This is a genomic window from Citrobacter sp. S39, assembly GCF_009495675.1.
Classification (GTDB): Bacteria; Pseudomonadota; Gammaproteobacteria; order Enterobacterales; family Enterobacteriaceae; genus Citrobacter; species Citrobacter freundii.
This window is the reverse complement of sequence record NZ_CP045555.1, coordinates 3,291,621-3,311,545: the sequence shown is the minus strand read 5'-3', so window position 1 is coordinate 3,311,545 and position 19,925 is coordinate 3,291,621. Positions and strand designations below refer to the sequence as shown.

Annotated in this window: 17 protein-coding genes and 1 pseudogene; 6 read left to right on the top strand and 12 right to left on the bottom strand. The window is 50.8% G+C overall.

Annotation, left to right across the window (positions count from 1 at the left end; translation table 11 throughout):
• Positions 1-80 precede the first annotated feature (80 nt).
• A complete protein-coding gene (ydcK, locus tag GFB57_RS15780; protein ID WP_003020262.1) occupies positions 81-1,061 on the top strand; it encodes a YdcK family protein in 981 nt (326 codons plus the stop codon).
• Here the strand turns inward: ydcK and rimL are convergent.
• The gene (gene rimL, locus GFB57_RS15775; RefSeq protein ID WP_003020265.1) at positions 1,053-1,598 is read right to left on the bottom strand and encodes a 50S ribosomal protein L7/L12-serine acetyltransferase; all 546 of its coding nucleotides are present in this window, start codon (positions 1,596-1,598) and stop codon (positions 1,053-1,055) included. The genes ydcK and rimL overlap by 9 nt on opposite strands.
• A gap of 217 nt (positions 1,599-1,815) precedes the next feature.
• Here rimL and alr point away from each other — a divergent pair, with 217 nt between their 5' ends.
• The gene (gene alr / locus GFB57_RS15770) at positions 1,816-3,042 is read left to right on the top strand and encodes an alanine racemase (RefSeq protein WP_003020268.1); all 1,227 of its coding nucleotides are present in this window, start codon (positions 1,816-1,818) and stop codon (positions 3,040-3,042) included.
• A 66-nt stretch (positions 3,043-3,108) separates the two neighbouring features.
• Here alr and GFB57_RS15765 read toward each other — a convergent pair whose 3' ends face one another.
• The 4 genes from GFB57_RS15765 to GFB57_RS15750 all read right to left on the bottom strand — a co-directional run bounded on the left by GFB57_RS15765 (position 3,109) and on the right by GFB57_RS15750 (position 7,716).
• Positions 3,109-3,333: a YdcH family protein gene (locus GFB57_RS15765; RefSeq protein WP_003020276.1), complete on the bottom strand. Its 225-nt coding sequence runs from the start codon at positions 3,331-3,333 to the stop codon at positions 3,109-3,111.
• Positions 3,334-3,500: 167 nt separating this feature from the next.
• A complete protein-coding gene (locus tag GFB57_RS15760) occupies positions 3,501-5,156 on the bottom strand; it encodes a glucan biosynthesis protein (protein ID WP_003020279.1) in 1,656 nt (551 codons plus the stop codon).
• 193 nt (positions 5,157-5,349) lie between these two features.
• Positions 5,350-6,693, bottom strand: a complete 1,344-nt coding sequence (locus tag GFB57_RS15755) for a VOC family protein (protein ID WP_003020282.1) — start codon at positions 6,691-6,693, stop codon at positions 5,350-5,352.
• 120 nt (positions 6,694-6,813) lie between these two features.
• Entirely contained in the window at positions 6,814-7,716 is a 903-nt protein-coding gene (locus tag GFB57_RS15750; protein ID WP_003020285.1) for a manganese-dependent inorganic pyrophosphatase, read from the bottom strand.
• 231 nt (positions 7,717-7,947) lie between these two features.
• On the opposite strand from GFB57_RS15750, the gene pcaQ reads away from it, so the two are divergent.
• Positions 7,948-8,871 carry a pca operon transcription factor PcaQ gene (gene pcaQ / locus GFB57_RS15745; protein ID WP_003020288.1) on the top strand — a complete coding sequence of 308 codons (924 nt, stop codon included), beginning with the start codon at positions 7,948-7,950 and terminating at the stop codon, positions 8,869-8,871.
• A 40-nt stretch (positions 8,872-8,911) separates the two neighbouring features.
• Here pcaQ and GFB57_RS15740 read toward each other — a convergent pair whose 3' ends face one another.
• The 6 genes and pseudogenes from GFB57_RS15740 to GFB57_RS15715 all read right to left on the bottom strand — a co-directional run.
• Complete coding sequence (locus GFB57_RS15740) at positions 8,912-10,600, bottom strand: methyl-accepting chemotaxis protein (RefSeq protein ID WP_003020290.1); 1,689 nt, start codon at positions 10,598-10,600, stop codon at positions 8,912-8,914.
• Positions 10,601-10,769: 169 nt separating this feature from the next.
• Positions 10,770-11,888, bottom strand: coding sequence for an S-(hydroxymethyl)glutathione dehydrogenase/class III alcohol dehydrogenase (locus GFB57_RS15735; protein WP_286533710.1), 1,119 nt, complete (start codon positions 11,886-11,888; stop codon positions 10,770-10,772).
• 32 nt (positions 11,889-11,920) lie between these two features.
• Positions 11,921-12,196, bottom strand: a complete 276-nt coding sequence (locus tag GFB57_RS15730; protein ID WP_003020296.1) for a metal/formaldehyde-sensitive transcriptional repressor — start codon at positions 12,194-12,196, stop codon at positions 11,921-11,923.
• A 121-nt stretch (positions 12,197-12,317) separates the two neighbouring features.
• Positions 12,318-12,776, bottom strand: a complete 459-nt coding sequence (locus GFB57_RS15725; RefSeq protein WP_008322331.1) for a DUF302 domain-containing protein — start codon at positions 12,774-12,776, stop codon at positions 12,318-12,320.
• Positions 12,777-12,810: 34 nt separating this feature from the next.
• A complete protein-coding gene (rclC, locus tag GFB57_RS15720) occupies positions 12,811-13,410 on the bottom strand; it encodes a reactive chlorine resistance membrane protein RclC (RefSeq protein WP_032932627.1) in 600 nt (199 codons plus the stop codon).
• Positions 13,411-13,585: 175 nt separating this feature from the next.
• A pseudogene (locus tag GFB57_RS15715) lies at positions 13,586-13,761 on the bottom strand (DUF4113 domain-containing protein); the annotation flags it as partial.
• Between the two features lie 175 nt (positions 13,762-13,936).
• Between GFB57_RS15715 and fdnG the strand changes: the two are divergent.
• Genes fdnG through fdnI form a run of 3 tightly spaced genes read left to right on the top strand, consistent with a single transcriptional unit; the run spans position 13,937 to position 18,533 of the window.
• Positions 13,937-16,987: a formate dehydrogenase-N subunit alpha gene (gene fdnG / locus GFB57_RS15710; protein ID WP_003020303.1), complete on the top strand. Its 3,051-nt coding sequence runs from the start codon at positions 13,937-13,939 to the stop codon at positions 16,985-16,987.
• A 12-nt stretch (positions 16,988-16,999) separates the two neighbouring features.
• On the top strand, positions 17,000-17,887 hold the full coding sequence (gene fdxH, locus GFB57_RS15705) for a formate dehydrogenase subunit beta (RefSeq protein WP_003020306.1): 888 nt from the start codon (positions 17,000-17,002) through the stop codon (positions 17,885-17,887).
• A complete protein-coding gene (fdnI, locus tag GFB57_RS15700; protein WP_003020312.1) occupies positions 17,880-18,533 on the top strand; it encodes a formate dehydrogenase-N subunit gamma in 654 nt (217 codons plus the stop codon). Before fdxH ends, fdnI begins: the two co-directional genes overlap by 8 nt.
• 122 nt (positions 18,534-18,655) lie before the next feature.
• Here the strand turns inward: fdnI and GFB57_RS15695 are convergent, their stop codons facing one another.
• Positions 18,656-19,924, bottom strand: coding sequence for a Y-family DNA polymerase (locus tag GFB57_RS15695; protein ID WP_003020316.1), 1,269 nt, complete (start codon positions 19,922-19,924; stop codon positions 18,656-18,658).
• Position 19,925: the final 1 nt, after the last annotated feature.

The following is a 19,925-nucleotide window of genomic DNA, read 5'->3' as shown; positions in this document are numbered from 1 at the left end:
TTTTATGGAATTTCCACGAATTTAGCCAGTGCGGAAAACTTTGCTACGTTTAACTAAGGTGCGCAACATGGAAATGAGCTATGACCAAATATCGTCTGGGCGATGAACCTCGCGCCTTTAGTTACCGGGATAATGGCAATAAAAAGAGCGTATTACTACGCCAGATAATTGCGCTCATTGATTTTAATGATGTTAAAGCCGGTACGCTCGGTGGCTGGATTGATGATGAAAGCGTGCTTTCGCAAAGTGGCGATTGCTGGATTTACGATGAGAATGCGCTCGCGTTTTCCGGCGCGACGATATCCGGAAATGCCCGTATTACACAGGCAAGCGTGGTCAGAGATGGCGCACAGATTGGTGATGCCGCCTGGATTGACCGAGCAGAAATCAGCGATAACGCGCAAATACGTGACAACGTCACAATTCGGGATTCTGTTGTTCGCGGTGAGTGCCTTCTCTGCGGTGATGCGCGCATTGTGTGTGACTCTGAAATTATCGCTGCCAAAGGACTAACTCGTGAAAACGACCAGCTCCTGCAAATTTACGATCGGGCGACAGTCAGCAATTCACGCGTGGTGCATCAGGTGCAGATCTATGGTGATGCGATGATTAACTATGCCTTTATAGAACATCGGGCTGAAGTTTTTGATTTTGCACGGGTAGAAGGTAACGAAGAGAATAATGTCTGGATCTGCGATTGCGCTAAAGTCTATGGACATGCGCGTGTCATCGCCGGAACTGATGAAGACGCCATTCCTACCCTGCGCTATAGCTCGCAGGTGGCGGAACACGCGGAGGTTGAAGGTAACTGTGTGCTGAAGCACCATGTGCTGGTCGGGGGGCATGCAAAATTACGCGGCGGCCCAATTCTGCTGGATGGGCACATCCTGATTGAAGGCCACGCCTGTATTCTAGGTGAAGTGCTGATCGAGCATCATATTGAGATAACCGGTCAGGCCCAAGTTGAAGCCTTTGATGGCGATGCGATCCATCTGCGCGGGCCAAAAGTGATCAACGGCGAACAACGTATTACGCGCACCCCTATCGCCGGTTTATTCTGAAGAGTCATCAATGATGCGGGCATAGAGATTCACATCATAGTAATCGCCATTGAGGAACTCCGCTTGTCGTAAGCATCCTTCCAGTTGGAAGCCATTACGCAACGCCACCTGGTTGCTCTTGACGTTATCTACACGACATTTAATCACGAAGCGGCGAATCTCCTGGCGCTGCGCATAATGCTGAATCAATGCCTGTAGCGCCTGAGACAGAATACCTTTGCCCTGGTGATCTTCGTCCAACCAATAACCAATATAAGCGGCTCTGTTCAGCGGTTCTATCTGGTTAAACGAGATAACGCCAGCCACCTCCCCTTGTTCGAAAATAAGGAACATTTTGGCGTAGCCGCGCTGGTGCAACATGATATTGCCCTGCACATTCTTGCGGGTGTCCTCCACAGAAGTCACAAACTGCGGCCAGTTCAGCGACTGCTGGAGCCAGACTTTATTTTTAAGCACCAACTGATGCAGAGGGGTGACGTGTTGTTCTTCGACGGCACGCAGTTCCAGCGCGTCACTAACGATTATTATTTCTGACATGTTTATCTCCTTTGCAATCGTAAACGGGGCATTTCTGACTGGCAGTAGCCGATATTACTCTGTTTAGAGTCGGGGAAGTCTTATTTTTATGCTGTAACAGCAATCACTTAGAAAGAATCTCTGGCGTGGAACCCGTTACTCTGGTGATCCGGGATCCCTTCATGGATAGACCGTAATGATGACAATAACACTTTCACTTTATTGCTAAGGAGCAAGCATGGCAGCACCTTTGGGTCGTTTAGCACTTATTCCGCTTTTACTGATTACCGCCTGTCACCAACCCGTTTCCTCCACTCAAGCAGGCCCCGTTCCCTTTGCAGTCAATCAGCAACAGGTCGTGGATAATACCACGCTGGAAATTTCCCGTAGCGCACTGGAATATAACATTCATAAAGTTCAGCAACTGCTGGCAGATAAAACCCGGATGTGCGCCATTCTTAAAGGAGACGCGTATGGCCACGATCTCTCACTGGTAACACCGGTGATGATGCAAAACGGCGTGCAATGTATTGGTATCGCCAGCAATGAGGAGATTAGAACCGTTCGCCAGTCAGGCTATACATCACAGCTCATGCGCGTTCGCAACGCGACGGAAAAAGAGATGCGCCAGGCAGCGGACTTCGATACCGAAGAGCTGATCGGTAATCTGGATATGGCTAAGCGTCTGAGTGCCATTGCTCAGGAGAAAGGTAAAATCATTCGTATTCATCTGGCACTGAACTCTGGCGGTATGTCGCGTAACGGTCTGGAAGTCAGTACCGCTGCAGGTCTGGAAGAAGCCCGCGCCATTTCCGCATTACCCGGCCTGAAAATTGTTGGCATCATGTCGCATTTCCCGGAAGAAGATGCTGCGGTGGTTAGACGCGATCTGGCCCGTTTCAATACACAATCGGCCCAGGTACTGAAAATTACCGGGCTTAAACGCGAAGATGTCACCCTGCATGTTGCGAATACGTTCGCCACCCTGACCGTTCCTGAATCCTGGCTCGACATGGTCCGTGTTGGCGGTATTTTTTATGGCGATACCATCGCCAGCACCGAATACAAACGCGTCATGACATTTAAATCCGCCATCGCGTCGGTAAACCATTACCCCAAAGGAAACACCGTCGGATATGACAGAACCTATACCCTTAAACGTGATTCCGTTCTGGCCAATATCCCGACAGGTTATGCCGATGGTTATCGCCGTGTATTCAGTAACGCGGGACACGTGCTGATCCGCGGCCAGCGGGTTCCGGTCCTGGGTAAAACATCCATGAATACCGTGATCGTCGATGTGACCGATTTACCGCAGGTTGCATCTGGCGATGAAGTGGTGCTGTTCGGTAAACAGGGAAATGCGCAGGTTAGCGCAGAAGAAGTCGAAGAAATTAGCGGCGCGCTGTTCACTGAAATGTCGATCCTCTGGGGGGCGACGAACAAACGCGTGATGGTCGATTAACACCTAAAACAGGAAGGGCTTCCTTTTCTCGCTGGAAGCCCTTTTACACAGCAAGCGCCATTCTACTTAGCTCTCACTGACACTCTCTCTTTGCAAAATTTTGAGCAAATCTTCCTTCAGGTGGAGTTTCTGTTTCTTAAGACGAACAATGTCCAAGCTATACCCCCGACCATCCGAACCTTCCAGTCTGGAGATCTCATGATCAAGGCTGTTGTGTTTTTCGAATAAGGACAGAAAGCGAGGGTTCTCGGATTTCAGTCGGGAAATAAGGTCTCTGTATTCTGGAAACATACTTTCTCCCTGTTAGTGGACAAGAACGTGTATAAGAAATACACACTCACAGAGTACCCATTTGCCATACAGAAAAATGCGAACAGGATCGAGTAAATAGTGTACAGAATCGTTATGAGGATGAATGCAGATACGGCTCCCCATCAGGAGAGCCGTAAAGAGAGTGATTAACGCATCTCGCGGTCGTCAACGTACTGACGTTTATCCGGCGCTGGTGGGAAGTACTGATACAGCCAGGTTTCGCTGATGGCGTCACCCTGACAACGCAGGAACATACGCATATCTACCGGATCGGTTGAGTCAGAGGTCGGATACCAGTCAAACTGAATGCGATAACCGTCGATTGGTTCCACGTAGAGGATCTCAATCTGTTTCGCTTCACCGCTTGAGAGCGTAATCACCGGTTCAATGCCTTTCGGCGCAGCAGCTTTTAGATCGCCACCAACAAAATCAACGGCAAAACGGCGCGCCCATTTTTCCGGGTAGTGCTCGCCCGGCGCCCATCCTTCCGGAAAACCGCCCATGCCTGTCCGGGTCGCCATCACGCGAGCCAGCGGTGAACGCACCGGCGGCTGAGCACTCCAGTACAGGCGATATTTGAATTCCAGCTCATCGCCGGCTTTGATCTTCTTCTCAGGCTGCCAGAAGCAGACAACGTTATCCAGCGTTTCGCCGGTCGTCGGGATCTCCATCAGGCCGATGGTCCCCTTGCCCCACTGGTTGCGCGGTTCGACCCACAGGCTTGGACGCTTGTTATACCAGCCCATGATGTCCTGGTAATGGGAGAAGTCGCGATCGAGTTGCAGCAAGCCAAACCCTTTCGGGTTGTTATCGGTATAGGCGTTGAACTGCAGCTTTTGCGGGTTATTCAGCGGGCGGCAGATCCACTCGCCATTGCCCCGCCACATCGCCAGACGATCGGAGTCATGAATTTGCGGGTGAATAGTGTCGCACATCCGACGCTCATTGTTGCCGCAGCTGAACATGCTGGTCATCGGCGCAATGCCGAGCTGTTTGATGTCTTTGCGCGCATAGATGTGGTTTTGTACATCCATAATCACCTGCGTTTTCTCGCAGTGGATCACGAACTTGAATGCACCGGTTACGCTTGGGCTGTCGAGAAGTGCATACACGGTAAAGGAGGTTGCGCCCGGTTTAACCGTCTCGAACCAGAAAGAGGTGAAATCAGGAAACTCTTCTTTGCTGTCGGTGTAGGTATCTACCGCCAGACCGCGGGCCGATAAACCGTACTGATAGGTGTCATCCACGGCGCGGAAATAGCTGGCTCCCAGGAAAGAAACGACATCGCGGCGGACCAGTTCTGGCGCTTTAAAAACACGGAACCCGGCGAATCCGAGGTCAGTCTGCCCTTCCAGCTGTTTGGTATCCACGCCCGCATCGTTATATTTAAACAGTTCCGGACGGAAGTGAATTTCACGCGCCATATGCGTACTGCCATCAACCGAGAACATGCGTACACGGCGACGAAAACCCATTCCCACGTGGAAGAACTGCGCATCAAGCTGACGATTTTCAACGTTGTTCCACAGAGACTGCTCTGCGTCATATTGAATGCTGTTATAGGCCTGCGGCGTCAGTTTCGCCAGCGTGTCCGGTAACGCGCGCGGTGCGCCGCCCCAGGGTTTCTGTGCTAAGTCATGGGCCATCGATTGCAGAACGGAAAAATCAAAACGTACGGTTTTTCCGTCTGCAATGTCAGACTCTGCCGCAAAGGCGGCGCGGGAAAAGAGTGATGCAATACCACTGGTTCCGCACACGGCGGCCATTGCCATTGAACCTTTAATAAATCGTCTGCGATTCATGCCTGAAAGTGAGTCCTTCTGGTCGTGTAAATGGTCCCGCGCCGGTCAAAATCAGCGGCAAGAGAGTGCACATTTCTGACCGCTCACTCTAGACAAAATTCATTAATAATCCAATTGTTGGTCGCCGATTATCTGTACAAAATCGAAAATATTTTATGTCGATGGGAACAGACCGAATCCCATGTAAATTCCATTAAAGTAAACCACACCGACGTTTACTTCGCTCTTGCGCCTCCTGATACAGCGCAAACTCGTCATAAACCGCGCAACCCAGCGCCTGTTCAAACGCGTCGCGGCTGGAATTCCCGTGGCTGCGAGCCTGCGTTTCATTCCCCAGATTGGACTGGAAAATCCCTGCGGCGCTCACCGGTAAAAAATCTTCGTAAGTGATGGGTTGCGCAACCAGCCACCCTCGCTCAATGAGCGGTTGCGGGTCGTCATCCGGACGGATTGCCTGGCGATGCGCTTCGCCTGATGGCGTCAGTCGATAACGAAACCAGGCGAGTCCCTGCTGGCGCAGCAGAAACTCACTGTCCGGGAACGCCTTGAACACCTCCTGAAGATGTAACTGGTGCGTCAGATTGTCTTTCCCCGTTCCCGCTTTATTCAGCAATTCGTCGTATAACGCTCTGCCTTTCGGCGTCAGGGCCACACCGCGCTGTTCGATTTCACCGAAACGTGCCGTGTGAGTGCCGCGCATTTCACCGGCAAACAACACCGGTTCTTCCAGCGCTTTGAAACTCGTCTGACGTAATAAAATGGGCACCTCGCGGCGTGGCGGCCCTTCAATCAGTATTTTCGGTTCAATGCCGCATTCCGGCATCATCGACTGCACCCGGTCGATATCCAGCGTACGCGGCGTCAGGTGGTTGATATGGCAACCGGGGAAACACACTACATCAGCAATCAGCCGGTGTTCGTTATGCAATGCGTGATAGGTCTCTTCATCGACCGTGGCGTGCTGATGCCAGCGGAATGTTTCCAGCGCTTCATGCACAAACTCTTGCGCCTGTTCAGATGTAAAACTGCCCTGCGCATCAAATTCATCCAGCAGCTCGTGACAACGGCGAGTGAAAATATCGCGTTTCGCGAGGATCTCAGCGGCTTTTTGCCGCAGCGCGGCGTTTTCGATTAGTTCGAGCCGTAATAACGAGGTGAATACCCGAAACGGGTTGCGCGATAGCGAGGCATCGTCGATGGGACGAAAGGCTGTGGAATGTACGGGGACGCCTGCCTGGGAGAGATCGTAATAACTCACCGGATACATGCCCATAACGGCAAACATTCGGCGCAACGTAGAAAGCTCCTGCGCGGTACCCACTCGAATAGCGCCATGGCGCTCAACGTTTAGCCGGGCCAGTTCATCCGCATTCGCCAGTTTTTCATGCAGCGTCGGATTATTTTCCAGTACCGCCAGATTCACATCAGCGACAAGTTCCAGCAACGTGCCGTATTGCGGGACTTCCTGCTGGTACATTGCTGACATTGCCTGCGAAAATTGTTCCCGAATCTCATCTGCCGTGATGGTGTTCGCCATAATGTCATGCCTCCAGTGAATATTACCTGGAGTGTAGAAAACACCGCTGACTCCGGTGGGAAGAATTTACAAAGTGTGACCCCGCGTAAACTTCCCACCCATATAAACGATGAACAGTACCTACTGACGGGGTTTCAAATGACTTTCCAGCCAGGGGAGCATCTGTTTTTTACGGCTAAGCATACCTTCTACCTTGCAGGGTTGCGGGATGTCTGAAAGTTCTGCTCCAGCAAACCACAGGCTGGTGTCACCCAGATTGATGTCGGTGAGCATCAGCACGACCAACGCAGCATTCTTTTCCTCTGCATAGCGCGCCATTTCCTGACGGAGATCGTCCAGCACCGCATCCACCTGTTGCAGAGCATACAGTTCAAGCTGCGCTACACAGACTGAATGTCCATGGATGGTGAAGGTTTTAATGTCTTTCTGCAAAAGTTCGCGGGCGCTCATCCCTTCCACGCTTGTTTTGGCTGACAGCAGGTCGCGACTGAAAGCGTCAAGATCCACTCCGGTTTTTTGGGCCAGCGCATCAACCGCCAGGCGATCGTCAGTGGTGGTCGTTGGTGAACGAAGCGTGACAGTGTCACTCAATACGGCGCCGAGCAGTAAAATAGCCTCAGCGGAAGATAACTGGTTGCGTTCATCTTCCGTCATCAGTTGCCACAGCAGGGTTGCGCTACTGCCGACGGGCTTCACCCACACTTCCGGTGGCAGACGGGTGACTAACCCACCAAGTCGGTGATGATCGATAATTCCCACCACGTTACTTTCTGTCAACGATTCCGGCCCCTGGGCAGGCTCGGTGAAATCGACCAGCCAGACATCACGATCGGTCAGTTCAAACGTCAACCGTTCAGGCATCGTCAGCCCCGCATGCTCAAAGATAAACTGCGTTTCGCGGTTAGGCTCGCCCAAACGCCATGCCGTCGCCTGCTGGCCACGTAAACTAAGCCAACGAGCCGTCATTGCGGCGGTGCAGATGGCATCGCTATCGGGATTAAGGTGCCCTATTACATGTATCATTCATCAGTGCCTTGTGAAGAGAAATCGTTCAAAAGTAAACAATAACCAAAGTATAACGACTGAACATACTCCCTTCCATGATCCCACCACCCAGCAACGCTGTACAAAACATAAGCAAAATAAATCAGTTGTAAGTAAAACATGATAAATGTTAATAATATTTTGCTATCAGGTTATCAAAAACAAACAACTTTACTTGTCACCGATACGGCTCTGTTTTTAACATCGCTTATGGAAAAAAATGTTCTGTTCAATCAGCGCATTCGCTTGCGCCATCTTCATACTTTTGTCGCCGTTGCACAGCAGGGAACGTTGGGGCGCGCGGCTGAGACCCTTAACCTGAGTCAACCGGCTCTCTCCAAAACGCTAAATGAACTGGAGCAACTGACCGGGACCCGGCTCTTTGAGCGTGGCCGCCTTGGCGCGCAGTTAACGCTGCCAGGAGAGCAGTTTCTTACCCACGCGGTAAGAGTGCTGGATGCGCTCAACACTGCCGGGCAAGCGTTAAATCAGCGCGAAGAATCGCAGACTGATGTCGTACGGATTGGGGCCTTACCCACCGCGGCACTGGGCATTCTGCCTGCGGTAATTGGTCCTTTCCACAAACAGCAAATGGAAACCACGCTACAAGTCGCCACCATGAGCAATCCGATGATTCTGGCAGGTTTAAAATCCGGGGAAATCGACCTTGGCATTGGTCGCATGGCCGATCCGGAATTGATGGTCGGTCTGAATTATGAATTGTTGTTTCTGGAATCACTTAAACTGGTCGTGCGCCCTAACCACCCGTTGTTGCAGGAAACCATCACATTAAGTCGGGTAATGGAGTGGCCGGTGGTGGTTTCGCCAAAAGGAACCGCGCCTCGCCAGCACGCAGAAGCATTGTTGCAAAGTCAGGGTTGTAAAATGCCGCCAGGCTGCATTGAAACACTTTCAGCATCGCTCTCCCGCCAACTGACGGTTGATTACGACTATGTATGGTTTGTCCCTTCAGGTGCGGTTAGAGAGGATTTACGCCAGGCGACGCTGGTATCGTTGCCGATACCTACCCACGGGGCGGGTGAACCCATCGGGATTCTTACTCGTGTCGATGTGCAACTCTCTCAGGCCGCGCAGATCCTTATCGCCGCAATACGCAAAACCGTACCATTTTGATGCCAAAAATAAAGGGACCAGATGGTCCCTTTATTGATGATTAAAACGTTTCCCAATTATCGCCGCTGGCCGTTGCCGCCTGCGGACGTGAATGACCCGGCGTAGTAGTTACCGGAACGCGTTTTATTGCGCTTGTCCCGGTTAAACGGAATGTGCCGACGGCTTCCGTTAAGCGTGCGGCCTGCTCTTCAAGAGAGGCCGCAGCAGCCGATGCTTCTTCAACCAATGAGGCGTTTTGCTGCGTGACCTTATCCATCTCTGAAATCGCCTGGCTTACCTGGACGATGCCCCGGCTTTGTTCATCAGAGGCCGCCGCAATTTCCAGCATAATGTCGGTCACGCGTTTTACCGCATCGACAATATCCGTCATCGTATTGCCCGCTGCGACGACTTCTCCGGAACCCTGGTCAATCAGTCGGACAGATTCGCTGATCAATCCTTCAATCTCTTTTGCCGCCTGAGCGCTGCGGCTTGCCAGCGTACGGACCTCACTAGCCACCACTGCAAACCCACGCCCCTGCTCTCCTGCCCGCGCCGCCTCAACCGCCGCGTTCAGCGCCAGGATATTGGTCTGGAAGGCAATGCTGTTAATAACGGCGGTAATTTCAGAGATTTTCTTCGAGCTCGTTGAGATATTGCCCATGGTTTTCACCACACCAGAGACCATCTGACCGCCCCGGCTGGCCTTGCCGGACGCATCTTCCGCCAGCGTACTCGCATGATGCGCGTTGTCGGCGTTTTGCTTCACCGTAGCCGTCAGCTCTTCCATGCTGGCCGCCGTTTGTTCAACCGCCGCGGCCTGTTGTTCGGTACGTGAAGACAGATCGGTATTACCCGCCGAAATCTCACTGGTACCGCGGTAGATTTCTTCCGCGCCCTGACGTACCGTGCCCACTGTTTTCGCCAGCGACCGTTGCATTGTCTGCAGATGACGGCTCAGGCGCCCAATTTCGCTGCGCCCGGTGGGTTCCTCTGGCATTGTCAGGTCCCCTTCTGAAATTTGCTCAATGCGCTGGGCCGCACGTAACAGAGGATGAATAACGGTACGGCGCAGAACAATAAACGTCATCACGGTCAGTGCCAGCGCAAGAACGAATGCCCCCAGCATAAAGGCCATGCCAAGCTGTGTACGTTGGTGCGCCTGTTCGCTTAACTGATTCGCCCTGGCGGTACGAATATCGATCGCCTTTAACAATACCTTGTTGTAAGCAGAGTCCAGCGGTCTGGCCTGTTCATTTTCATGGTTGATGATCGCCTCGAACATGCCGTTTTTAGCGTACTTGAGCATAGGCTGTAAGCCATCGATATAGGCTTTGAAATTGGCGCTCAGTTCAGCGTCTAACGCCTCTCCAGCAGTAGTTTTCACCGCACGAGCCATATAAGTATTGAAACCGTCCTGCGATTGCTTAATACGTTTTTCTGCCTCGGCAATATTGGCCTTCATGTCATCCATTTCAGCAATACGGCTCGCCGCACCAGCATGGATCATGTTGATACGCGCGGTGCGTAAGTGGTTAGAGCTGTTAGATAACCCCATCCGGACCTGAATCTCATCGGTTACATCGCGCTGATCGCGATCGGCCTGCATAAGAAAATAACCTGCCAGCCCGGAACTTAAGGCGAATAGCAGAAGGATGCCACCGAGAATGGAGGAAAACAGCGGAACCAGCCGGATTTGATGCAGAAAGCCCAGTTTATGCAGGGCTTGCATCGATGTAGTGTTGTCCATGACCGTCGACTCTCTTGTAGGGTTTATGCGTGAAAACACGCCCGTTAGATAGTCATCGGCAATCCGGGAAGTTTACTTACCGTGAAAAGCGCCGGATTCGTCACACTTTCACAACATAATTCTAAAAAATTCAGGAAAGTGCCAGCGGTGAAATCCGCTGGCCAATGAATCAGTTATCACCAAAATGGATAACAGTACGGATGGATTTACCCTGATGCATTAAATCGAACGCTTCGTTAATCTGCTCCAGAGGCAGGCGATGCGTAATAAACGGATCTAACTGAATTTTTCCGCTCATTGCTTCTTCGACCATACCCGGCAACTGAGTGCGCCCTTTTACGCCGCCAAACGCGGAACCACGCCACACGCGACCGGTTACTAACTGGAACGGACGTGTTTTGATCTCCTGACCGGCACCCGCCACCCCAATGATGATGCTTTCGCCCCACCCTTTATGGCAACACTCCAGCGCCGCACGCATCACGTTAACGTTGCCGATACACTCAAAGCTAAAGTCCACGCCACCGTCGGTGAGCTCAACAATCACGTCCTGTACCGGCTTACCGTAATCGTTCGGGTTGATGAAATCGGTCGCGCCCATTTCACCAGCCAATTTGAATTTCTCCGGATTGGTATCAACAGCCAGAATACGCCCGGCTTTTGCCTGCACCGCGCCCTGAATCACCGCCAGGCCAATACCGCCCAGACCAAATACGGCTACGGTATCGCCTTCCTTCACTTTCGCGGTGTTATGGACCGCTCCGATACCGGTGGTCACGCCACATCCCAGCAGACACACTTTATCCAGCGGAGCCTGCGGGTTAACCTTCGCCAGCGAGATCTCTGCGCAAACGGTATATTCGCTGAAGGTACTGGTACCCATATAGTGATAAATCGGCTCGCCGTTATACGAGAAGCGCGTTGTGCCATCAGGCATCAGACCTTTGCCCTGTGTCGCCCGCACGGCCTGACACAAGTTAGTTTTACCCGATTTACAGAACTTGCACTCGCCGCACTCTGCGGTGTACAGCGGGATCACATGATCGCCCGGTTTCAGGCTGGTGACGCCTTCCCCCACTTCAACCACAATGCCGCCGCCTTCATGGCCCAGTACCGCCGGGAACACGCCTTCCGGATCGTCGCCTGAGAGCGTAAAAGCGTCAGTATGGCACACGCCGGTGTGGGTAATTTTAACCAGCACTTCACCTTTCTTTGGTGGTGCGACGTCGATTTCAACAATTTTTAACGGTTGGCCGGGGCCAAATGCAACTGCTGCACGTGATTTCATTTGTCTCTTCCCATTATTGCAAGGTGATGGTGTTATTTTAGATAAGCACGCAGAAGATGGCCGATCTCAGCCATGCGCACAGCTCGCTGGTCTGGTGTTGTCTCCCCACTGACCAGTTCATCTTTCAGGTGGATCTCAACCATTTCGCCCATCAGACCATTGGATGCGCCGCGTACGGCGGCAATTTGTTGCAGGATCGACAGGCATGGTTCGCCAGATTCCAGTGCGCGCTCAAGCGCATCAACCTGACCGCGAATACGGCGTACACGAGTGAGAATGCGTTTTTTATCTTCGGGTGAATGCGGCATACGCCCTCCATATACTATAGGGGGGTATACTATCAGAATTTTTATGTAATTGTAAAAAACTAACATTTATTTAATGAGAGGGTGACGACCAGGCCTCGTCAGATGAGCCCTGGTCGCCAGGTCACTGAATGGCTTTCTGAACTAATTTTTCCAGATTTTTTAAGGGTTGAATTGCCGCAGTATCTGGTCCATAAGTCTGTAATATCTCAACCGGATGATATCCAACGACTACACGTCCATCCGACTCTTCCCGAATCAATACTCTAAAGGGAAGATCGAGCGCCATATCAGGATATGCCTGCATTAATGATGTGCCACCTTTAGGATTGCCAAAAATAATGACGGTTGTGGGTAACATGGTTAGTCCAGCATTTTTAGCCTCTTTCGCATGATCAAATTCTCCAAAAAAAACAAGATTATTACTCTCAATGGCAGCAATGAGATGCTCTCTGGTCTGCTGGTAATTATAAGTACTATACGTTTTGATCATAGTATTCCCGGTGTTGGCAGCATGACTGGTTACCGTCATAAGCAGATACAGTGCAGCTGTAATAAATATATTTTTTAGAGACCGAAGCATCACAACATCCTTAATTTAACGATAGTCTGGAAAGCTATCTAAGACCAGCGGATACTTTGCCGGTATAATCTCTCTCGTGCTGATTCTGTGCAAGGATACATTTGGCAGAATGCACCATCGCAATAAGACCCGCAGCCATCATTATCGTGTCTTTTAAGACCAGTCGCCCAGCGCCAGAAAGATAGGGAAACCCGGTGTGAGAATCCTGGCCACTTACCCATGTTTCTGGTGTAAATATCAGGAATGTCAGAGTGACAAAAGGAGTTAAGAAGGCAAGTGTTGCCCCCCAAAAACCGATTTTTGGTGATACATAATGAGCAAGAATCAATAATGAAAAAATGACTTCAACAACACCAAGTCCGGTAGAGTACCCATAAGTATTATTCGCATGATGCCATGCGCGGTTAGCCTCTATTAATTCGCCTTCATGGTTCATGAACTGAGTATAATTACTCGGATCGTTATAAAAGAAAGACATAAATGGGCTATTAGCTACAAAAGGAACGATGCTATCTGCTTCATAGGGAATGAACTTCAACAATCCTATCCACATAAATACAATGGCAATAGAAATGCGACAAAGATTTATTCCCACGTTTTCTTTCGTTGAAACATATTGGTATAGTTTATCCATCATATCCAGAGGTCCTGTGTTGTAGAAATCACGACCTTTATAACCTTGTTATTTATATGCCTATATGTTCAGGAATCTATAATTTTTGTTTGATCGTCTGTAAAGGTCAAAATATAGACTATGGATAAGTTCGGTTGAGTGGAATGAACTCCTTGTTTTCGGTTTGGCTATCAAACTACTCGTAGCAAATCGTTGTATAACGTGGTGAAAGCATGTCTCTCTTCATCGCCCACGGTTGCTGTATCCCTTGTCCGGCAAAGTAGAGCGTTCCTTTACCCTTTTCCCAGATACCTCCATCAGTTTATCGCTGTTACCCCGCGGCGTTAGGTTGTCGTCAAAAAGATTCAGTTCGCCGTACGTATCGGCAACCAACCTGACATGATCAATTTTTACCAATCCATAACCCAGGCTTACAGCATTAATATTCTCTCACGTCAATAACCACTAAAAGTTAATGGTTTATAAAACAATTTAACCTTACAATAACCATACTTTTTCATGTCTTAAGTTTAAGCTGGAGAAAAAAATGGAGCTCAGCCGGAGGCAGTTCTTTCGAATCTGCGCGGGCGGTATGGCAGGAACCACTGTTGCATCTCTCGGATTCTTATCATCTTTTTCCGTTCACGCGGAAACCCGTCAATACAAACTCTTAAAAGCAAAAGAGACACGTAATAACTGTACGTACTGCTCAGTAGGCTGCGGCATGCTGATGTACAGCCTTGGCGATACAGCCAAAAACGTCAAAGAAAGTATCTACCATATTGAGGGCGATCCGGATCATCCGGTGAGCCGTGGATCGTTGTGCCCTAAAGGCGCTGGCGTGCTGGATTATATTCATAGTGAAACCCGTCTGCAGTATCCCGAATATCGTGCACCGGGTTCGGATAAATGGCAGCGTATTAGCTGGGATGATGCGATTAATCGTATTGCCCGACTTATGAAAGATGACCGCGATGCCAACTTTATTGAGAAAAATGCCCAGGGCGTTACCGTCAACCGATGGTCCACCACGGGCATGCTATGCTCCTCAGCGGCAAGTAATGAAACCGGGATCCTCGACGGTAAATTTGCTCGCGGACTAGGTATGGTCGCTATCGACTGTCAGGCACGGTTATGTCATGGCCCCACCGTTGCTGCTCTTGCACCAACGTTTGGACGTGGTGCGATGACCAACAACTGGGTCGATATTAAAAATGCCAACGTAGTGCTTATTATGGGCGGTAATGCCGCTGAGGCACATCCGGTAGGCTTTAAATGGGTAGTCGAAGCGCAAACTAAAAACGACGCCACCGTGGTGGTAGTCGACCCGCGTTTTAACCGTAGCGCCGCCGTCGCCGATCTGTATGCGCCAATACGCGCTGGTTCCGACACCGCATTCCTGCTCGGTGTAATCCGTTATCTGCTGGAAAACAACCAGGTGCAGCACGACTATGTGCGCCATTACACCAACGCCAGCCTGATTATCCGTGATGACTATCAGTTCGACGACGGCTTGTTCAGTGGCTATGACGACAAAAAACGCCAGTACGATAAATCGAGCTGGTTCTATCAGCTTGACGAACAGGGTAATGCCCTGCGTGATGAAACATTGTCTCACCCACGCTGCGTGTGGAATTTGCTGAAAGCCCACGTCGACCGCTATACGCCAGAAATGGTTAACCGGTTGTGTGGGACCTCAGTGGCAGATTTCAATCGTATCTGCGAAATTCTCGCCAGCACCAGCGTGCCTGACCGCACCGCTACTATTCTGTATGCGCTGGGTTGGACACACCACTCCGCCGGGGCACAGATTATCCGCGCCGCCGCTATGCTCCAGTTGCTACTGGGCAATATAGGCATGGCGGGCGGTGGCGTTAACGCCTTACGTGGCCACTCCAATATTCAGGGCTATACCGATCTTGGCTTGTTGTCGACGAACCTGCCGGGCTATATGCCGCTGCCGTCGGAAAAACAGACAGACTACCAGACCTATATTTCGCAAATCACGCCGCCTGCGCTAGGCGTGAATGAGGTCAATTACTGGCAAAATACGCCGAAGTTCTTTGTTAGCATGATGAAAAGTTTCTGGGGCGACAATGCAACAGTGGAAAATAACTGGGGCTACGACTGGCTACCTAAATGGGATCGCCTGTATGACGTAATGACCCAGGCTGAATTGATGCTCGAAGGGAAGATTAATGGTTACATCGTTCAGGGCTTCAATCCGCTGGCGGCGTTTCCGGATAAAAACAAATCAACTCGCGCGCTTTCAAAACTGAAATATATGGTGGTTATCGATCCGCTGGTCACTGAGTCGTCCAATTTTTGGCAAAATCATGGCGAGATGAACGATGTAAACCCGGCAGATATTCAGACCGAAGTTTTCCGTCTGCCCTCTTCCTGCTTTGCTGAAGAAAATGGTTCAATCGCTAACTCCGGGCGTTGGTTGCAATGGCACTGGGCTGCGGCAGAACCACCGGGTGAAGCCTTACATGACGGGAAGATCCTCGGTCGCCTGTTTATGCGGCTGCGCGAGTTGTATCAACAGGAAGGTGGAGCGAATCCGCAACCCTTGTTGAATATTGCCTGGAATTATAAAGATCCATACGACCCACACCCAGAAGAGATTGCGCGTGAAGCAAATGGCCAGGCGCTTGAAGACCTTTATGATGACAAAGGCCAGCTTATAGCCAAAAAAGGCCAGCAGCTCAGCAGCTTTGCACAGTTGCGCGATGACGGCTCGACCAGCAGTTTCTGCTGGGTCTACTGCGGAAGCTGGACAGAACAAGGCAACCAGATGGCCAATCGCGACAACAGCGATCCGTATGGTCTGGGCTGCACACCAGGCTGGGCGTGGTCATGGCCTGCCAACCGCCGTATTCTCTACAATCGCGCTTCGGCCGATCCATCAGGAAAACCGTGGGATCCCAAACGAACCCTGCTGCATTGGAATGGCAAAAAATGGGTCGGTATGGACGTAGCCGACTACGGCCAGGCCGCACCGGGCAGCAACGTTGGTCCGTTTATCATGAATCCGGAAGGCGTAGCGCGTCTGTTCTCCATCGACAAAATGAACGACGGGCCATTCCCGGAACATTACGAACCCATTGAGTCGCCTATTGGTACCAACCCGCTGCACCCGAATGTTGTATCCAGCCCGGTTGCGCGTATCTACCATGACGATATCGCCAATATGGGTAAAGCGGATGCCTTCCCGTACGTCGCCACAACTTACTCCATTACCGAACTGTTCCGCCACTGGACCAAACATGCGCTGCTCAACGCCATTGCTCAACCCGATCAATTCATCGAAATCGGTGAGGCGCTGGCGAGCAAAAAAGGCATTGCGGCAGGTGATACGGTGAAAGTGATGTCGAAACGCGGCTTTATCAAAGCGAAGGCGGTGGTCACCAAACGTCTGCAAACGCTGACTATCGATGGTAAGCAGGTCGATACTATCGGTATCCCTTGTCACTGGGGCTTTGAAGGCGCCACACGCAAAGGGTTCCTCGCCAATACGTTAACGCCATCGGTGGGTGACGCGAACTCGCAAACACCGGAGTATAAAGCGTTTCTGGTCAACATCGAGCGAGCGTAAGGAAGGGAACTCATGGCTATGCAATCACAAGATATTATTAAACGCTCGGCGACGAACAGCATCACGCCACCGCCCCAGGCGCGGGATTACCGTGCAGAAGTGGCAAAATTAATTGATGTCACTACCTGTATTGGCTGTAAAGGCTGTCAGGTCGCCTGCTCAGAGTGGAACGATATTCGCGATGAAGTGGGCTACTGCAACGGCGTCTACGACAACCCGACCGATCTCAGCGCTAAGTCCTGGACGGTGATGCGCTTTAGCGAAACCACCCAGAACGACAAGCTGGAATGGCTGATCCGCAAAGACGGCTGCATGCACTGCGCCGATCCCGGCTGTTTGAAAGCCTGTCCATCCGCTGGAGCAATCATTCAGTATGCCAACGGGATTGTCGACTTTCAGTCCGAGCACTGTATTGGCTGTGGCTACTGCATTGCTGGCTGCCCGTTCAATATTCCCCGGCTTAATCCCGAAGATAACCGGGTCTACAAATGTACACTGTGCGTTGACCGGGTCAGCGTGGGTCAGGAACCGGCCTGCGTGAAAACTTGTCCGACCGGCGCTATCCAGTTTGGCACCAAAAAAGAGATGCTCAATGTAGCGGAAACTCGCGTGGCGCAGTTGAAAAAACGCGGCTATGCCAATGCAGGCATCTACAACCCGCAAGGGGTCGGCGGTACCCACGTGATGTATGTACTTCATCACGCAGATCAACCATCGCTGTACCACAATCTGCCGGATGAGCCAAAAATCGCCGCACCAGTGAACCTCTGGAAGGGGATTTTAAAACCACTCTCTGCCGCCGGATTTATCGCCACCTTTGCCGGGCTGATTTACCACTACGTGGGAGTAGGCCCAAACAAAGAGACGGATGATGATGAAGAGGAGAACGGTCATGAGTAAAAGCAAAATGATTCTGCGCACCAAATTCATCGACCGTGCTTGTCACTGGACGGTGGTAATAAGCTTCTTCCTGGTGTCGCTTTCCGGTATTGCGCTGTTCTTCCCGACGTTGCAATGGCTCACCGAAACTTTCGGTACACCGCAAATGGGGCGAATTCTACATCCGTTTTTCGGGGTGATGATTTTCATCGTGCTGATGTTTATGTTCGTCCGTTTTGTACACCACAACATTCCCGATAAACAGGACCTTCCCTGGATTAAAGGGATCGTTGAGGTACTTAAAGGCAATGAGCATAAAGTCGCTGATGTGGGGAAATACAACGCAGGGCAGAAAATGATGTTCTGGAGCATCATGAGTCTAATTCTGGTATTACTGATTACCGGCGTTATTATCTGGAGGCCCTACTTTGCCCATTATTTCTCAATTAACATTGTTCGTTGGAGTTTGTTAATCCACGCGACAGCAGCCATTGTGCTGATCCACGCCATTCTGATCCATATGTACATGGCGTTTTGGGTAAAAGGTTCAATTAAAGGGATGATCGAAGGGAAAGTGAGTCGACGCTGGGCGAAGAAACACCATCCTCGCTGGTACCGTGAGGTTGAACTTACTGAAGAAAAAGCACCGGAATTAGAATCTAAATAAAAGCAATAAGGCCGCTGTTATTCAGCGGTCTTATTCTCTCAATGGCCCAGTGATATGCTGCGGCGCTGCGAGACCTGATTATCAGGCGAATAAAAGGCCCTCCATTCAATGATGAACAAACCCTATCCAACCCGCAGCAAATCACTGTATCTCGTGGTATAACGCGGTGAGAGCATATCTCGCTTCATCGCCCACGGTTGTTGTATACCTTGTCCGGCAAAATAGAGCGTTCCTTTACCCTTTTCAGCATTGAGCGTATCCAGAACGGCCATCAGCTTATCGCTGTTATGCCATGGAGCGTTGTCATCAAAAAGATTCAACTGTGCAACACCTGAGCTAAAAAAATCGCCCAGCATGACCCCTGCTTTTTGATAACGTAGCCCCTCTCGCCATATTGCGTCCAGGCTACATGTGGCCGCCCTTATAATTTCCCGACTATCCTGGGTTGGTGTCAGCAGTTTTATCGATGCGCTGTTACCGTAATACGGTTCATTCAGGGAAAATGGGCTGGTTTTGATAAACGTAGAGATAAACCGGCAGAACTGGTGCTCTCTGCGCAGCTTTTCCGCAGCACGTGAAGCATAGGTACAAATTGCCTCTCGCATCGCGTTGTAATCCGTGAGTTTTTCACCAAACGATCTTGAGCAGATAATTTCCTGCTTAACTGGCGCAAACTCCTCCAGCTCCAGGCAAGGTTCACCGCGCAATTCCCGCACAGTGCGCTCAAGCACAACGTTGAAATGTTTGCGGATAAAGCGAATATCGGTATCTGCCAGGTCGCAGACCGTTTTAATGCCCATAGCGTCAAGTTTTTTACTGATACGGCATCCAACACCCCAGACTTCATCAACCGGGAGCGCAGTCATCAGCTTACGCTGGCGCTCAATATTCGAGAGATCCACCACCCCGCCAGTCTGTTCCTGCCACTTTTTGGCAGCATGGTTAGCCAGCTTGGCCAGGGTTTTGGTCTGGGCGATACCGACCCCAACCTTGAGGCGTGTTTTTTGTAAAATGGTTGCTCTGATTTCCCGACCAAAATCCGTCAGATCCCGGCAGTTTCGCACGCCCGTTAAATCGCAAAAGGCTTCATCAATACTGTACATCTCCACGCGCGGCGACAGCTCCTCCAGAATCGACATCACCCTGCTGCTCATATCCGCATACAATTCGTAGTTCGAACTAAAACAGAACACGCCATAGCGCCTGAACAGATCTTTCTGTTTGAAATATGGTGCGCCCATATTAACGCCAAGCGCTTTTGCCTCCGCGCTACTGGCAATGACACAGCCATCGTTATTTGAAAGAACGACAACGGGTTTACCCTTCAGATCGGGCCGGAATGCCGACTCACAGCTGGCATAAAATGAATTAACATCCACCAGCGCAAACATA

Coding starts and splice junctions, on each gene's coding strand:
- GFB57_RS15725 (WP_008322331.1), bottom strand. CDS start 12,776: ATGCTTCGGTCTCTAAAAAATATATTTATTACAGCTGCACTGTATCTG.
- GFB57_RS15765 (WP_003020276.1), bottom strand. CDS start 3,333: ATGTTTCCAGAATACAGAGACCTTATTTCCCGACTGAAATCCGAGAAC.
- GFB57_RS15750 (WP_003020285.1), bottom strand. CDS start 7,716: ATGATACATGTAATAGGGCACCTTAATCCCGATAGCGATGCCATCTGC.
- rclC (WP_032932627.1), bottom strand. CDS start 13,410: ATGGATAAACTATACCAATATGTTTCAACGAAAGAAAACGTGGGAATA.
- ydcK (WP_003020262.1), top strand. CDS start 81: ATGACCAAATATCGTCTGGGCGATGAACCTCGCGCCTTTAGTTACCGG.
- GFB57_RS15755 (WP_003020282.1), bottom strand. CDS start 6,693: ATGGCGAACACCATCACGGCAGATGAGATTCGGGAACAATTTTCGCAG.
- GFB57_RS15735 (WP_286533710.1), bottom strand. CDS start 11,888: ATGAAATCACGTGCAGCAGTTGCATTTGGCCCCGGCCAACCGTTAAAA.
- GFB57_RS15740 (WP_003020290.1), bottom strand. CDS start 10,600: ATGGACAACACTACATCGATGCAAGCCCTGCATAAACTGGGCTTTCTG.
- fdnG (WP_003020303.1), top strand. CDS start 13,937: ATGGAGCTCAGCCGGAGGCAGTTCTTTCGAATCTGCGCGGGCGGTATG.
- pcaQ (WP_003020288.1), top strand. CDS start 7,948: ATGGAAAAAAATGTTCTGTTCAATCAGCGCATTCGCTTGCGCCATCTT.
- fdxH (WP_003020306.1), top strand. CDS start 17,000: ATGGCTATGCAATCACAAGATATTATTAAACGCTCGGCGACGAACAGC.
- alr (WP_003020268.1), top strand. CDS start 1,816: ATGGCAGCACCTTTGGGTCGTTTAGCACTTATTCCGCTTTTACTGATT.
- GFB57_RS15695 (WP_003020316.1), bottom strand. CDS start 19,924: ATGTTTGCGCTGGTGGATGTTAATTCATTTTATGCCAGCTGTGAGTCG.
- fdnI (WP_003020312.1), top strand. CDS start 17,880: ATGAGTAAAAGCAAAATGATTCTGCGCACCAAATTCATCGACCGTGCT.
- GFB57_RS15730 (WP_003020296.1), bottom strand. CDS start 12,196: ATGCCGCATTCACCCGAAGATAAAAAACGCATTCTCACTCGTGTACGC.
- GFB57_RS15760 (WP_003020279.1), bottom strand. CDS start 5,156: ATGAATCGCAGACGATTTATTAAAGGTTCAATGGCAATGGCCGCCGTG.
- rimL (WP_003020265.1), bottom strand. CDS start 1,598: ATGTCAGAAATAATAATCGTTAGTGACGCGCTGGAACTGCGTGCCGTC.